This window comes from Streptomyces sp. MS06 (genome assembly GCF_047200655.1).
Classification (GTDB): Bacteria; Actinomycetota; Actinomycetes; order Streptomycetales; family Streptomycetaceae; genus Streptomyces.
Genome location: NZ_JBJZOJ010000050.1, coordinates 26,007 through 39,726, shown reverse-complemented (window position 1 = coordinate 39,726; position 13,720 = coordinate 26,007). Strand labels below are relative to the sequence as shown.

Genomic DNA, 13,720 nt, shown 5'->3' with positions numbered 1-13,720 from the left:
CGGACGGTGCCCGTTGCGGCGCCGGGGACCGGCCGCCCGCGGTTCCGGTCCCCCGATCGCGGCGCCCGTCAGAGCGGGGTGACGTACGCCCCGGAGATGCCGCCGTCGACCAGGAAGTCGGTGGCGTTGACGAAGGAGGAGTCGTCGCTGGCCAGGAAGGCCACCGCGGCGGCGATCTCGTCCGCCTCGGCGAACCGGCCGAGCGGGATGTGCACCAGGCGGCGCGCGGCCCGCTCCGGGTCCTTGGCGAACAGCTCCCGCAGCAGCGGGGTGTTGACCGGGCCGGGGCAGAGGGCGTTGACGCGGATGCCGTCCCGGGCGAACTGCACACCCAGCTCGCGCGACAGGGCGAGGACGCCGCCCTTGGAGGCGGTGTAGGAGATCTGGCTGGTCGCGGCGCCCATCCGGGCCACGAACGAGGCCGTGTTGATGATCGAGCCGCTGCCCTGGCGCCGCATGTACGGGATCGCCGCCTTGCAGCACAGGTAGACGGAGGTCAGGTTGACCTCCTGGACGCGCTTCCACGCCTCCAGGCCGGTGTCCAGGATGGAGTCGTCGTCGGGCGGGGAGATCCCGGCGTTGTTGAAGGCGACGTCGACGCTGCCCCAGGTGTCGTACGCCGTCCGGAAGAGGGCGTCGACCTGGTCGGGGTCGGTGACGTCGACCTCGGCGAAGCGCCCGCCGGTCTCCTCGGCCGCGGCCCGGCCGCGGGTCTCGTCGACGTCGCCGCACAGGACGTGCGCCCCTTCGGAGGCGAGTCTGCGGGCGGTGGCGAGTCCGATGCCGCTGCCCGCTCCGGTGACGACGGCGACCCGGCCGACCAGCCGGCGGCAGACGGGTGCGGGGTTCCGATCGGTCACTGCGGGCCCTCCGTGCTGATGAAGACGTTCTTGGTCTCGGTGAAGGCGGCCAGCGCGTCGGGGCCGAGCTCGCGGCCGATGCCGGACTGCTTGAAACCGCCGAACGGGGTCCAGTAGCGGACGCTGGCGTGGGAGTTGACGGAGAGGTTCCCCGCCCGGACCGCCCGGCAGACGCGCAGGGCGCGGCCGACGTCGCGGGTCCAGACCGAGCCGGACAGCCCGTACTCGGTGGCGTCGGCGAGGCGGACGGCCTCGGCCTCGTCCTCGAAGGGCAGGACCACCGCGACGGGCCCGAAGACCTCCTCGACGGCGGCGGGCGCGTCCGGGGAGACGTCGGTGAGGACGGTGGGCGGGAACCAGAAGCCGGGCCCTTCGGGGGCCTTGCCGCGGATCCCGGGCGCGTCGGGGGCGACGTAGGAGCGGACGCGTTCCCGCTGGGCCTTCGAGATCAGGGGCCCCATCCGGGTGGCCTCGTCGGCCGGGTCGCCGACGGTCACGGACTCGATCGCGGGGGCCAGGAGGGCGAGGAAGCGGTCGAGGACGTCGCGCTGGACGAGGATGCGGGTGCGGGCGCAGCAGTCCTGCCCGGCGTTGTCCAGGAAGGACTGCGGCGCGGCCGCCGCGGCGGCTTCCACGTCGGCGTCGGCGAAGACGATGTTGGGGCTCTTGCCGCCGAGTTCGAGGGTGACGCGTTTCAGGTGCGCGGCCCCCTTCGCCCACACCCGTCTGCCCACGGCGGTCGACCCGGTGAAGACGATCTTGGCGACGCCGGGGTGCTCGACGAGGGCGTTGCCCGCGACCGGGCCGGTGCCCGGCAGGACCTGGAACAGTCCCTCCGGCAGCCCGGCCGCCAGGGCCAGTTCGGCCAGTCTCAGCGCGGTGAGCGGGGTGGTCTCCGCGGGTTTGAGCAGGACGGCGTTCCCGGCGGCCAGTGCCGGGGCGGCCCCCCAGGCCGCGATCGGCATCGGGAAGTTCCACGGTGCGATCACCCCGACCACGCCGAGGGGCTCCAGGAAGGTCACGTCGAGTCCGCCGGGGACCGGGATCTGGCGTCCGGTCAGCCGCTCAACTCCCCCGGCGGCGTAGTCGAGCAGGTCGCGCACGTTGCCGGCCTCCCACCGCGCGTCGCCGATGAGGTGGCCGGCCTCGCTGACCTCCAGCCGGGCCAGTTCCTCCAGGTGTCCGTCGACGGCGGCGGCGAAGCGGCGCAGCAGCCGGGCCCGGTCGCCGGGCGGCAGGCCCGCCCAGCGGGCCTGGGCCCTCGCCGCCCGGGTGACGGCGGCGTCCACGTCGGCCGGGGTGGCGGCGGCGACGGTGGCGACGATCTCCTCGGTGGCGGGGTTGAGGACGTCGAGCGGGGGCGCGGACTGCTGCCGGGGCTGCTGGGACAACAGGGCCTCACATGCGTTCGAAGGAGCGGCGCAGCTCCCAGTCGGTGACCGCGGCGTCGAAGGCGTCCAGCTCGACGCGGGCCATGTTGCGGTAGTGGGCGACGACCTCGTCGCCGAACGTGGCCTGAGCGATCGGGCTGGCGGCCCAGAGTTCGGCGGCCTCGCGCAGCGTCGTCGGGACGCGGGCGAGGTCGGCGGCGTAGGCGTTGCCCTCGCAGGGGTCCGGGAGCGGCAGCTTCTGCTCGACGCCGTGCAGACCGGCGGCGACGAGCCCGGCGACCGCGAGATGGGGGTTGACGTCGCCGCCGGGCACCCGGTTCTCCAGGCGCAGGGAGCGCCCGTGGCCGACGACCCGCAGGGCGCAGGTGCGGTTGTCGTGGCCCCAGGCGACGGCGGTCGGGGCGAAGGAACCGGGCTGGAACCGCTTGTAGGAGTTGATGTGGGGTGCGTAGAGGAGGGTGAAGTCGCGCAGCGCGGCGAGCTGACCGGCGAGGAAGTGGCGCATCAGGGAGGACATTCCGCCGGGGTCGTCCGCGGTGCCCGCCATGGCGTTGCGTCCGCCGGCGTCCGCGAGCGAGAGGTGGATGTGGCAGGAGTTCCCCTCCCGCTCGTCGTACTTGGCCATGAAGGTGAGCGAGACGCCCTCCTGCGCCGCGATCTCCTTGGCCCCGGTCTTGTAGATCGCGTGCTGGTCGCAGGTGACCAGGGCCTCGTCGTAGCGGAAGGCGATCTCGTGCTGGCCCGGGTTGCACTCGCCCTTGGCGGACTCGACGGTCAGCCCGGCCCCGGCCATGTCGTTGCGCAGCCGGCGCAGCAGGGGCTCGATCCGCCCGGTGCCCACGATGGAGTAGTCGACGTTGTACCGGTTGGCCGGTGTCAGGCCCCGGTACGCGGACTCCCACGCCTGCTCGTAGGTGTCCCGGAAGACGATGAACTCCAGCTCGGTGCCGACCTGGGCGGTGAGACCGTGCTCGGCGAGGCGGGCCAGCTGGCGGCGCAGGATCTGCCGGGGCGCGGCGACGACGGGTGTTCCGTCCTCCCAGGCGAGGTCGGCCACCGCCAGGGCGGTGCCGGGGTGCCAGGGCAGGCGGCGCAGGGTGGCCGGGTCGGGGCGCATGGCGAAGTCGCCGTAGCCGCGGTCCCAGGAGGACATGGCGTAGCCGTCGACGGTGTTCATGTCGGCATCGACGGCGAGGAGGTAGGCGCAGGCCTCGGAGCCGTGGCCGAGGACCTCGTCGAGGAAGAACCGGGCGGCGAACCGCTTGCCCTGGAGGCGCCCCTGCATGTCGGGGAAGGCGAGGACGACGGTGTCGATCTCGCCGCCGGCGACGAGGGCGTGCAGTTCCTCGACGCCGAGCGGGGGTGTGCGGTCTGCCACGGGAGCGCCTCCTTCGGGCTGCTGCGGGCTTGCGCGGGGGTGTCTCGTCCGAGCCGGGAGCCATAAGGTATTGCGCGGGACCATTGCTTGGGAAGGCGGCGCGACGGCATGCCTGAGGACGCGGGCGGTGTGCGGGCGGACCGGTTCGCGCCGGTGCTGCGCCGGGTGCGGACGGGCAACGGCTTCGAGGAGGCGCTGGAGCAGATCCTCCAGGTGCTGCGGCTGGGTCTGGTGCCGGCCGGTGAGCGGCTGCCCGCCGAGCGGGAGCTGGCGGGGCGGCTCGGCATCAGCCGGGTGACGCTGCGCGAGGTGCTCGGGGTGCTCCGGCGGGAGGGCCTGGTCGAGTCCCGCCGCGGCCGGTACGGGGGCACGTTCGTGCGGGACCGCGCGGAGGCCGGCGGGGCGGACGGACTGCGCCGCCGGGTCCCGGACGTGGAGGTGGAGGACGTGCTGCGGTTCCGGGAGGTGCTGGAGGTGGGGGCGGCGGGACTGTGCGCCGCGCTGCGGCCGACGGGCGGCCGGGCGGCACGGCTGCGGACGGCGCTGGCCGGCACCCGCGACGCGCCCCTGGCGGAGTACCGGCGCCGGGACACGCTGCTCCACCTGACGCTGGTGGAGTTGTGTGGCTCGCCGTCGCTCACGGCCCAGTACGCGGCGGTCCGGTCGACGGTGAACGGGCTGCTGGACTGCATCCCGCTGCTCGTCCGCAGCCTGGAGCACTCGCAGCGGCAGCACCGGGCACTGGTGGAGGCGGTGCTGGACGGGGATCCGGAGGCGGCGCGGGAGGTCGTGCGGGAGCACTGCGCGGCCACGGCGGCGCTGCTGCGGGGTTTCCTGCCGGTGCGACCGGCGGGCTGATGGTACGGATGCGGCCCATTGCGGCGAGTTGACGGTACCGCCGGGGCGGAGGAGGAGTGCGGCGTGGCGACGAGCGGTCCGCTGATCGGCATCAGCACGTATCTGGAGCCGGGGGTGCGCTGGGGTGTGTGGGAGCTGGAGGCGGCACTGCTGCCGTCCGGGTACCCGCGGCTGGTGCAGCGGGCGGGCGGGCTCGCCGCGCTGCTGCCGCCGGACGGGCCCGCGAGGGCGGCGGCGGCCGTGGCCCGGCTCGACGGACTGGTGATCGCCGGCGGCCCCGATGTGGAGCCGGTCCGCTACGGCGCCCCGCGTGACCCCCGGACCGGACCGCCCGCCCCGGAGCGGGACGCCTGGGAGCTGGCCCTGATCGAGGCGGCCCTCGACGCCCGGGTCCCGCTGCTGGGGATCTGCCGCGGGATGCAGCTGCTGAACGTCACGCTCGGCGGCACCCTGGTGCAGCACCTCGACGGCCACGCCGGGCGTCCCGGCGTCTTCGGCCGCCATCCGGTGGTGCCGGTGCCGGGTACGCGCTACGCGGCCCTCGTCCCCGAGGAGACTTCGGTCCCGACCTACCACCACCAGTGCGTGGACCGCCTGGGTGCCGGTCTGGTCCCCTCGGCCCACGCCTCCGGCGACGGCACCGTGGAGGCGGTCGAACTGCCCGCGGACGCGGGCTGGGTGCTCGCGGTGCAGTGGCATCCGGAGATGGGCGAGGACCTGCGGGTGGTGCGGGGGCTGGTGGCTGCGGCGGGCGGGTGACGGCGGCGGCGCGCCCGCGCCGGTGCCGTGCGCCGCTCAGCGCGGCGGACCGGACGTGCCGGCGGGCGACATCCGGGTGAGGGACAGCAGATCGCGGGCCGGCCCGGCCGGGCGCTGCCCGGTGGGCCACACCGCCCGCAGCTCGCGCGCCAGTGCCACACCCTGCACCGGGACCCGCACCAGGCGCCGCATGGCCAGCTCGTCGCCGACGGCCAGCTCGCTCAGCACCGCCGGGCCCGCGCCGCGCACCGCCGCGGCCTTCACGGCGGTGGTGGAGGACAGCTCGATCAGGGGCCGCGCCAGCCCGCCGAGGGCCGCGTCCAGCACCTGCCGGGTGCCGGAGCCCTTCTCCCGGAGGATCAGCGGCGTCTCCCCCAGTTCCCGCGCGGACAGCGGCCGCCGTCTGCGCGTCCACGGATGTGTGGGCGCGGCCACCACGATCAGCCGGTCGTGCGCGATGACCGCGCTGTCGAGTCCGGTCGGCACGTTCAGCCCCTCCACGAACCCGAGGTCCGCCTCGTCGGAGAGCAGCCGTTCGGCCACCCCCGCCGAATTGCCGGCGAGCAGCGACACCGCCGTGTCCGGACGGTGCCCGCGCAGTGCGATCAGCCAGCCCGGCAGGAGGTACTCGGCGATGGTCATGCTCGCCGCGACCCGCAGCCGCGAGTCGCGGCGGTCCCGCAGGGCCTGCGCGCCCGCGTCGAAGGCCTCGGCGGCCTCCACCACCCGCCGCGCCCAGTCCGTCACCAGGGCCCCGGCGTCCGTCAGACGGGAGCCGCGCGGCGAGCGGTCCACCAGGGCCACGCCGAGCTGCCGTTCCATCGACCGGATGCGGCTGCTGGCGGCGGGCTGGGTGATGCCCAGTTCCCGTGCCGCGCCGCCCAGGCTGCCCAGCCGGGCGACGGCCAGCAGCAGCTCCAGCGCGCCCAGGTCCGGCACCCGGTGCGCCAGCGAACCGGCCGCCGGCCGGGCCTCGTCCTGTCCCCGCCTCTCGCTCATAAGCCCAGTTTATGTCCTCATAGGGTGCCGGTCCCTGGTGGCGGACGTCCGCGGGCAGCACCGTGGAACCATGGTCACCGCAGTCCGCCACCTGGGCCCCAACTGGTACGCCTCCGTCATGGGTACCGCCGTCCTCGCCACCGCCGGCGCCGGCCTCCCCCTCGACCCGCCGGGTCTGCGCTCCGCCTGCGCCGCGGCGTGGGCGCTGTCCCTCGGCATGCTGGTGGTGCTGCTGGCCGCCCGCGCCCTGCACTGGGCCCACCACGGCGACCAGGCCCGCGCCCACCTGCTGGACCCGGCGACGGCACCGTTCTACGGCTGCCTCGCGATGGCTCTGCTGGCGGTCGGCGGCGGCACGATCACCGTCGGCCGGGACTGGATCGGCACCTCGGCGGCCGTCGCCCTGGACTCCGTGCTGTTCACCGCCGGCACGGTGACCGGGGTGGCGTCCGCCGTCGCGGTCCCGTACCTGATGACCGCGCGCCACCGCATCGGGCCGGGGCAGGCGAGCCCGGTCTGGCTGCTGCCGCTGGTGGCGCCGATGGTGTCGGCGGCGCTCGGCCCGCTGCTGGTACCGCATCTGCCGCCGGGGCAGCCGCGGGCGACGCTGCTGCTGGCCTGCGTCGCGCTGTTCGGGCTGAGCCTGCTGGCGACGTTCCTGGTGCTGCCGCTGGTGTTCGGCCGGCTGCTCACCGGCGGTCCGCTGCCGCTGGTGCTGACCCCGACGCTGTTCCTGGTGCTGGGGCCGCTCGGCCAGTCCACCACCGCCGTGGGCAAGTTCGCCGACCTCGCGCCCGGTGTCGTACCGGCGCCCTACGCCCAGGGCTTCGCGGCGCTGGCGGTGCTGTACGGGGTGCCGGTCACGGGCTTCGCCCTGCTGTGGCTGGGCCTGGCCGCCGCGCACGTGGTGCGGGCCCGGCGGCACGGCATGCGGTTCGCGATGACCTGGTGGGCGTTCACCTTCCCGGTGGGCACCTGCGTGACGGGCGCCGAGGCACTGGCCCGCCGGACCGGCCTCGCCGTCCTCGACGTACTCGCCTGCGGGCTGTACGTCCTGCTGGTGGCCGCCTGGTGCGCGGCGGCCGCGGGCACCCTGCGCGGGCTGCTCAGCGGTGCGCTGCTCGCAGCGCCCCGGCCAGTACCCGCGGCGCCTCGGCCAGTGACGGCCCGTACCACGTCAGGTGCCGTCCGCTGACCAGGGCGCAGCGCAGTCCGGGGAACGCCTCCGGGCCGTCCCCGGCGGTGAAGCGGTAGGGCTCGTCGGGCAGGACGACGACGTCGGGCGCCGGGGCGCGCAGCTCCTCCAACGGCACCCGCGGGTAGCGCTCCGGGTGGTCCGCGTACCGGTGGTCGACGCCGAGGCGGGCGAGCACGTCGCCGGCGAAGGTGTCGCGGCCGAGCACCATCCAGGGGCGCCGCCAGATCGGCACCACCGCGCTGCTGCGGCGCCCGGGAGGGGGCAGCTCGGCCCACGTCAGCTCGGCCCGGTCCAGCCAGCGCGGCCGGGTCCGCGCCCCGCAGGCGGTGACGGTCCGGTCCAGTTCGCGGAAGGCCTGCGGCACCGTGCGCACCTCGGTGACGAGCACCCCGACGCCCGCCTCGCGCAGCGCCGCCAGGTCGGGCGCCCGGTTCTCCTCCTCGTTGGCGAGCACCAGGTCGGGTGCGAGCGCCAGGATCCGCTCCACGTCCGGGTTCTTGGTTCCGCCGATCCGGGCCACGTCGAGGTCGGCCGGACGGGAGCACCAGTCGGTGGCACCGACCAGGGCGCCGGGTACCGACGCGGCCACGGCCTCCGTCAGCGACGGCACCAGTGACACGGTCCGCGGGGGTGTCACGGGGCCGGCCGCCCCCGGACGGCCTCGATGTGCTCGGCCACCGCGACCACGATCACCCGGGTGTCGGAGACGGTCGCCCGCCAGCGGTGGCGCACCCCTCCGGTGAGGTACAGGGTGTCGCCGCGGCCCAGCCGGTAGGCGCGACCCTCCGCCTCGATCTCCACCGCGCCGTCGGCCACGTAGAGGAGTTGGTCGTTGCGGTACCGGAACTCGCGGCCCGCGTCGTGGTCGCCGGTGAACTCCTGGGCGGCCATCTGGTGGTGGCCGCGCACCAGGGAGCGCACCCGGGGCTCGGGGCCGGGCTCGCCGTCCTCGTCGCGGACGACGTCGACGCTGCACGCCGGGTCGGCGGCGGCGAGGAGTTCCACGGCGGTGGTGCGCAGCGCGTCCGCGACACGCTCCAGGGAGGCGCGGCTGGGACGGGCGCGGTCGTTCTCGACCTGGCTCAGGAACGGCACCGAGAGGCCGCTGCGCTCCGCCACCACGGCAAGGGTCAGGTCCAGGGCGCGACGGCGCCGCCGCACGGCTGAGCCCACCCGCAGGGGCTGGTCCTTGTGGTCGCCCATCGCCCGGATCCCTCCTTCGCGCGTCGGTCGTGGCGTCGTCGCCGCCCCGGCCCCGCGGCACCTGCCCTCCGATGAGTTCTCTGCACCCTACGCAGGTTCGGCAAACTGATTCATGCACCCGTCATATCGCGGACATCTGCGGTGGGGCGCGACCTCACACTTCACGCCACCGGATCGGTGCCCGAGCCGGGGGCACCACCGGGACGGGTGCCCCTGTCCGGTTCAATGCGCGCGGGCGCCCTGGTGTTCCCGAGAGCCGTGCGGTGCAGCTCCGGCGAGAGCGTCGCTCTGCGTGGTTGTCCGGATTCTTGCCGTGCAGGGCGCTGTTCGGAGCCCCGGACGGCACCGCGGGACGGGGCACCGGGCGGCGCCGGCCGGCCGTCGCGCGGTGCCTGTCGGTGGGGTACGGCATGATGCGAGCGTGACCGGACGACTGCTGCTTCTCGACACCGCCTCGCTCTACTTCCGCGCGTACTTCGGAGTCCCGGAGTCCGTGCGGGCCCCGGACGGCACCCCGGTGAACGCGGTGCGCGGCCTGCTGGACTTCATCGACCGCCTGGTCCGCGACCACCGGCCCGACCACCTGGTGGCCTGCATGGACGCCGACTGGCGTCCTCACTGGCGGGTGGAGCTGATCCCCTCCTACAAGGCGCACCGGGTGGCGGAGGAGCGTCCGTCCGGACCGGACGAGGAGGAGGTGCCGGACACCCTCTCGCCCCAGGTACCGGTCATCGAGGACGTCCTGGACGCGCTGGGCGTCGCGCGGGTCGGCGTCCCGGGGTACGAGGCGGACGACGTGATCGGCACCTTCACCGCGCGCGCCGCGGGCCCGGTCGACATCGTCACCGGCGACCGCGACCTCTACCAGTTGGTGGACGACGCCCGCGGGGTGCGGGTGCTCTACCCGCTGAAGGGCGTGGGCACGCTCCAGTTGACCGACGAGGCGGTGCTCCGCGAGAAGTACGGCGTCGGGGGGCGCGGGTACGCGGACCTGGCGCTGCTGCGCGGCGACCCGAGCGACGGCCTGCCGGGAGTCCCCGGCATCGGGGAGAAGACGGCGGCCAGGCTGCTGGCGGAGTTCGGCGACCTGGCCGGGATCATGGCGGCCGTCGACGACCCGAAGGCGAAGCTGACCCCCTCGCAGCGCAAGCGGCTCGACGAGGCCCGGCCCTACCTGGCGGTCGCCCCGAAGGTGGTCCGGGTGGCCGGGGACGTCCCGCTGCCGGAGGTGGACACGGCACTGCCGCACGCCCCGCGCGACCCGGCGGCCCTGGACCGGCTGGCGGAGCGCTGGGGACTCGGCGGTTCGCTGCGGCGGCTGCTGGACACCCTGACCGCGTGAGCGGGGTCCGACGACCGTGGTACGCGCCGGCCGGGGACGGGTGCTAACTTAGGCTAGCCTAAGCGAGGAATCAGGGAGGCCGTCATGGCAGAACGTCCGGCACGCAGGCCGCGGATGACCCGTTCCGCGCGGGTCGTGCGCACCGAACGGCTGACCCCGCACATGCAGCGCGTGGTCCTGGGAGGCGGGGAACTGGCGTCGTTCTCCGCGGACACCTGCACCGACCACTACGTCAAGCTGCTCTTCCCGCCGGAGGGCGTGACCTACCCGGAGCCCTTCGACCTGGACCGGATCCGGGAGGAGTTCCCGCGCGAGCAGTGGCCGGTGACCCGCACGTACACCGTGCGGGCCTGGGATCCGGAGCACCGCGAGCTGACCCTGGACTTCGTCCTGCACGGCGACCAGGGTCTGGCGGGGCCCTGGGCGGCGCGGGTCCGGCCGGGCGAAACGATCCGGTTCCTGGGGCCCGGTGGCGCCTACGCCCCGGACACCACCGCCGACTGGCACCTGCTGGCCGGCGACGAGAGCGCGCTGCCGGCGATCGCGGCCGCTCTGGAGGCTCTGCCCGCCGGCGTCGTGGCGCACGCCTTCGTGGAGGTGGCCGGCCCGGAGGAGGAGCAGAAGATCGACTCGGACGTGGAGATCGTCTGGCTGCACCGCGGCGACCGGCCGGTCGGCGAGGCCCTGGTGGCGGCGGTGCGCGGGCTGGACTTCCCCGAGGGCAGGGTGCACGCCTTCGTGCATGGAGAGGCGCACTGCGTGAAGGAGCTGCGCCGGCTGCTGCGCGTCGAGCGCGAGATCGCCCGCGAGGACCTCTCGATCTCCGGATACTGGCGCAAGGGCCACAACGAGGACGGCTGGCAGGCTTCCAAGCGGGAGTGGAACGCGCGGGTGGAGGCGGAGCAGGAGGCTGCGCCCCCGGCGGCCTGAGGCCGGAGCCGGCCGCGTCCGCCCCGGACAGCGGCACGCCCCGGCGCGAAAAGCGAAAGACAACGGACTCGGACTCGGGCTGCGTCAGCTCGGACTGCGTCACGATGCGGCCCGCGGCTGCCCGGGGCGGACGCGGCCGGCCTGCCCGCCACCCCGCGGGAGTGGCCGGGGGCGGGCAGGGGTGGCTGGTTTCCCGCCGTGCGCGGCGGCTCGTACGCTGACCGGCGTGAGACGTCCGCGCCGTACCCCGCCCTCTCCCCTGCCGCAGCGCCGCGGGGTCGACCCGGTGCGGGTACGGCTCCCCGCCCGGGGACCGTGGGCCACGGTCGGCGGGTACCTTGCGGAGCGCCTGTCGGGCGCGGGGGACGGGGTCGTCGAGGGGATGCTCGGCGAGGGGCTGGTCGTCGGGGCGGACGGCATGCCGGTGCCCGGTGACGCGGCCTTCGTCCCAGGGATGTACCTCTGGTTCCACCGCGAGCTGCCGGAGGAGGTGCCGGTGCCGTTCCCGGTCGAGGTCGTGCACCGGGACGATCACATCGTCGTCGCGGACAAGCCGCACTTCCTGGCCACCGCCCCGCGCGGCGGGCACGTCGCCGAGACCGCGCTCGCCCGGCTGCGCCGGGAACTGGGCCTGCCGGCGCTGAGCCCCGCGCACCGACTGGACCGGCTCACGGCCGGGCTGGTGCTGTTCACCGTGCGCCCCGCGGAACGCGGCGCCTACCAGGCGCTGTTCCGGGACCGTCGGGTGCGCAAGGTGTACGAGGGAGTCGCACCCCGTGCTCCCTCGCTCACCCTTCCCGTGACGGTGCGCAGCCGGATCGTGAAGGAGCGCGGGGTGCTCGCAGCACGGGAGGTCACCGGCGAGCCGAACGCGGTGAGCCGGGTGGAGCTGGTCGACCGCCGTCCGGGCGGTCCGGCCCGGTACCGGCTGGTGCCGGAGACCGGGCAGACGCATCAGCTACGGGTGCACATGAGCGCCCTCGGGGTGCCGTTGCTCGGCGATCCGCTGTACCCGGTGGTGACCGGCCCCGCACCGGCCGGCGACTTCCGGCGCCCGCTGCAACTGCTGGCGCGGGAGCTGGAGTTCACCGACCCGGTGACGGGTGCCGAGCACCGGTTCGTCAGCGCCCGGACACTGGGCGCCTGGGACTCGTACGAGGAGTGGGCGGCCGGGCTGCCGCCCCGTCAGTAGCCGCGCCACCAGCGCAGGAACCGCTGCCAGACTCCCCCGGGGCGCCCCGGTTCCGCCGCCGCGGGATCGGGCGCGACGGCCTGCCGCGGCGAGGCGGCGGCCTGCGGCGGGACGGGCGCCGCGGCGGGGTCCGGCACCTCGGGGGCGGCGACCGGCGGCGGGGCGGGAGCCTGCCAGGCCATCGGGCGGGGCGGCGACGCCGCGCCGTGCATCGGCGCCATCATCACGTCCTGCTGCGGCTTGGGGTCGAACCGCGCCGGGAGCGACACCAGGTGCCGGGAGGCGATCGACGTGCGGTACTCCAGCTCCTCCTCCGCGCAGGCGAGTTGGACGTCCGGCAGGCGCATCAGCAGGGCGTCCACCCCCACGTCGGCGATGGCGCGGCCGATGTCCTGGCCGGGGCACTCGTGCGGGCCGCCGCCGAACGCCAGGTGGGAGCGGTTGCCCCGCATGTTGGCGCCGAGGTCGGGACGCACCCGCGGGTCGACGTTGCCCGGGGCGGGCGCGAACAGCAGACCGTCGCCCTTGCGCACCCGCTGGCCGCCCAGTTCGGTGTCCTGCTTGGCGTAGTAGGCGAAGACCGTGCTGAACGGCGGCTCGTCCCACAGGGACTGCTCGACCGCCTCGGACACCGTCATCTGGCCGCCGTTGAGCCGGGCGTAGAAGCGGTCGTCGGTGAGCACCGTGCGCAGCACGTTGGCCAGCAGGTTGGCGGTGGCCTCGTAGGCGGCCATGAGCACCAGCCAGACGTGCTTGGTGACCTCCTCGTCGGTCAGTCCCGCCGGGTGGGTGATCAGCCGGCTGACGAAGTCCTCCTCCGGCTCGGCCCGCCGGCGTTCGGTGAGCCGCTGCAGGATGCCGAGCACGTGGGTGTAGCTGGCGATGGCGGTGTCGGTGCCCTTGAGCATGTCGCGGGCGGCCTCGACCAGGCGGTCGTTGTACTCCTCCGACATGCCGAGGACCTCGCACATCACCGCCATCGGAAGGTGGTCGGCGAACTGGCCGACCAGCTCGGCACGGCCCTTCTCGCAGAAGGCGTTGACCAGGCGCTGGGTGTAGCGGTTGATGTGCCGGCGCAGGCTGCGGTGGTCGAGGGCGGACATGGCGGTCATGACCGCCCCGCGCAGGCGGGTGTGCTCGTCGCCCTCGGCGTGGGAGCAGATGGGCTCCCACGCGATGTGCGGCATCAGCGGGTGGTCGGGTTTGACCGTGCCCTCGCGCAGCGGCGTCCAGATGCGGCTGTCCCGGCAGAACTGGGAGGGCGTCCGCACCATGTGCAGGTTCTCGGCGTGGCCGAGGACGACCCACATCGGTACGTCCTCGTGGAGGAGGACGGGTGCCACCGGACCGTGTTCCTCCCGGAGCTCCTCGTACAGCTCCCCGAGGTCCGCCGTCTCGGGGCCGTGGAGCCGGCGCAGCCCGCCGGGGCCGCGGCCGTGCGCGGGGCAGCCGGGGGGCGGGTTCGGGTGGGGATCGGCCGTGCCGGTCGAGGCTTGGTGTTCAGGCGTCACGGGGGTCGCTCCGAAGCTGTGTGGATGCGGTGGCGAGTCGGATGGGGGCGGCGGAACAGGGGCGGGGACCGGCCGCGGCCGGGTCAGGTCAGGTCAGGT

Annotated in this window: 13 protein-coding genes; 6 read left to right on the top strand and 7 right to left on the bottom strand. The window is 75.0% G+C overall.

Annotated elements, in window-relative coordinates; genetic code table 11:
- Positions 1-68: 68 nt before the first annotated feature.
- The 3 genes from ACL02U_RS24200 to ACL02U_RS24190 are packed head-to-tail and all read right to left on the bottom strand — an operon-like array spanning position 69 to position 3,629.
- On the bottom strand, positions 69-860 hold the full coding sequence (locus ACL02U_RS24200; RefSeq protein WP_412793021.1) for a 3-oxoacyl-ACP reductase: 792 nt from the start codon (positions 858-860) through the stop codon (positions 69-71).
- Positions 857-2,251, bottom strand: coding sequence for an aldehyde dehydrogenase family protein (locus tag ACL02U_RS24195; RefSeq protein WP_412793020.1), 1,395 nt, complete (start codon positions 2,249-2,251; stop codon positions 857-859). The genes ACL02U_RS24200 and ACL02U_RS24195 overlap by 4 nt, the downstream gene beginning before the upstream one ends.
- Positions 2,252-2,258: 7 nt before the next feature.
- Positions 2,259-3,629, bottom strand: a complete 1,371-nt coding sequence (locus tag ACL02U_RS24190) for a glutamine synthetase family protein (protein WP_412793019.1) — start codon at positions 3,627-3,629, stop codon at positions 2,259-2,261.
- A 108-nt stretch (positions 3,630-3,737) separates the two neighbouring features.
- On the opposite strand from ACL02U_RS24190, the gene ACL02U_RS24185 reads away from it, so the two are divergent.
- Complete coding sequence (locus tag ACL02U_RS24185; RefSeq protein WP_412793018.1) at positions 3,738-4,487, top strand: FadR/GntR family transcriptional regulator; 750 nt, start codon at positions 3,738-3,740, stop codon at positions 4,485-4,487.
- 63 nt (positions 4,488-4,550) lie between these two features.
- On the top strand, positions 4,551-5,246 hold the full coding sequence (locus tag ACL02U_RS24180) for a gamma-glutamyl-gamma-aminobutyrate hydrolase family protein (RefSeq protein WP_412793017.1): 696 nt from the start codon (positions 4,551-4,553) through the stop codon (positions 5,244-5,246).
- Between the two features lie 36 nt (positions 5,247-5,282).
- Here the strand turns inward: ACL02U_RS24180 and ACL02U_RS24175 are convergent, their stop codons facing one another.
- The gene (locus ACL02U_RS24175; RefSeq protein WP_412793016.1) at positions 5,283-6,245 is read right to left on the bottom strand and encodes a LysR family transcriptional regulator; all 963 of its coding nucleotides are present in this window, start codon (positions 6,243-6,245) and stop codon (positions 5,283-5,285) included.
- 70 nt (positions 6,246-6,315) lie between these two features.
- Here ACL02U_RS24175 and ACL02U_RS24170 point away from each other — a divergent pair, with 70 nt between their 5' ends.
- The gene (locus ACL02U_RS24170; RefSeq protein WP_412793015.1) at positions 6,316-7,440 is read left to right on the top strand and encodes a TDT family transporter; all 1,125 of its coding nucleotides are present in this window, start codon (positions 6,316-6,318) and stop codon (positions 7,438-7,440) included.
- On the opposite strand, the gene ACL02U_RS24165 is transcribed toward ACL02U_RS24170, so the two are convergent.
- Both ACL02U_RS24165 and ACL02U_RS24160 read right to left on the bottom strand, forming a co-directional pair.
- Positions 7,352-8,062, bottom strand: a complete 711-nt coding sequence (locus ACL02U_RS24165; protein ID WP_412793014.1) for a helical backbone metal receptor — start codon at positions 8,060-8,062, stop codon at positions 7,352-7,354. The two genes, ACL02U_RS24170 and ACL02U_RS24165, sit on opposite strands and share 89 nt — an antisense overlap.
- 14 nt (positions 8,063-8,076) lie before the next feature.
- Positions 8,077-8,646, bottom strand: a complete 570-nt coding sequence (locus tag ACL02U_RS24160; protein ID WP_412793013.1) for a helix-turn-helix domain-containing protein — start codon at positions 8,644-8,646, stop codon at positions 8,077-8,079.
- A gap of 421 nt (positions 8,647-9,067) precedes the next feature.
- Here ACL02U_RS24160 and ACL02U_RS24155 point away from each other — a divergent pair, with 421 nt between their 5' ends.
- From ACL02U_RS24155 to ACL02U_RS24145, 3 genes are all read left to right on the top strand, one after another.
- Positions 9,068-9,988, top strand: coding sequence for a 5'-3' exonuclease (locus tag ACL02U_RS24155; protein ID WP_412793012.1), 921 nt, complete (start codon positions 9,068-9,070; stop codon positions 9,986-9,988).
- Between the two features lie 84 nt (positions 9,989-10,072).
- The gene (locus ACL02U_RS24150) at positions 10,073-10,918 is read left to right on the top strand and encodes a siderophore-interacting protein (protein ID WP_412793011.1); all 846 of its coding nucleotides are present in this window, start codon (positions 10,073-10,075) and stop codon (positions 10,916-10,918) included.
- Between the two features lie 226 nt (positions 10,919-11,144).
- A complete protein-coding gene (locus ACL02U_RS24145) occupies positions 11,145-12,110 on the top strand; it encodes a pseudouridine synthase (RefSeq protein WP_412793010.1) in 966 nt (321 codons plus the stop codon).
- Here ACL02U_RS24145 and ACL02U_RS24140 read toward each other — a convergent pair.
- Complete coding sequence (locus ACL02U_RS24140) at positions 12,104-13,621, bottom strand: cytochrome P450 (RefSeq protein WP_412793009.1); 1,518 nt, start codon at positions 13,619-13,621, stop codon at positions 12,104-12,106. The two genes, ACL02U_RS24145 and ACL02U_RS24140, sit on opposite strands and share 7 nt — an antisense overlap.
- Positions 13,622-13,720: the final 99 nt, after the last annotated feature.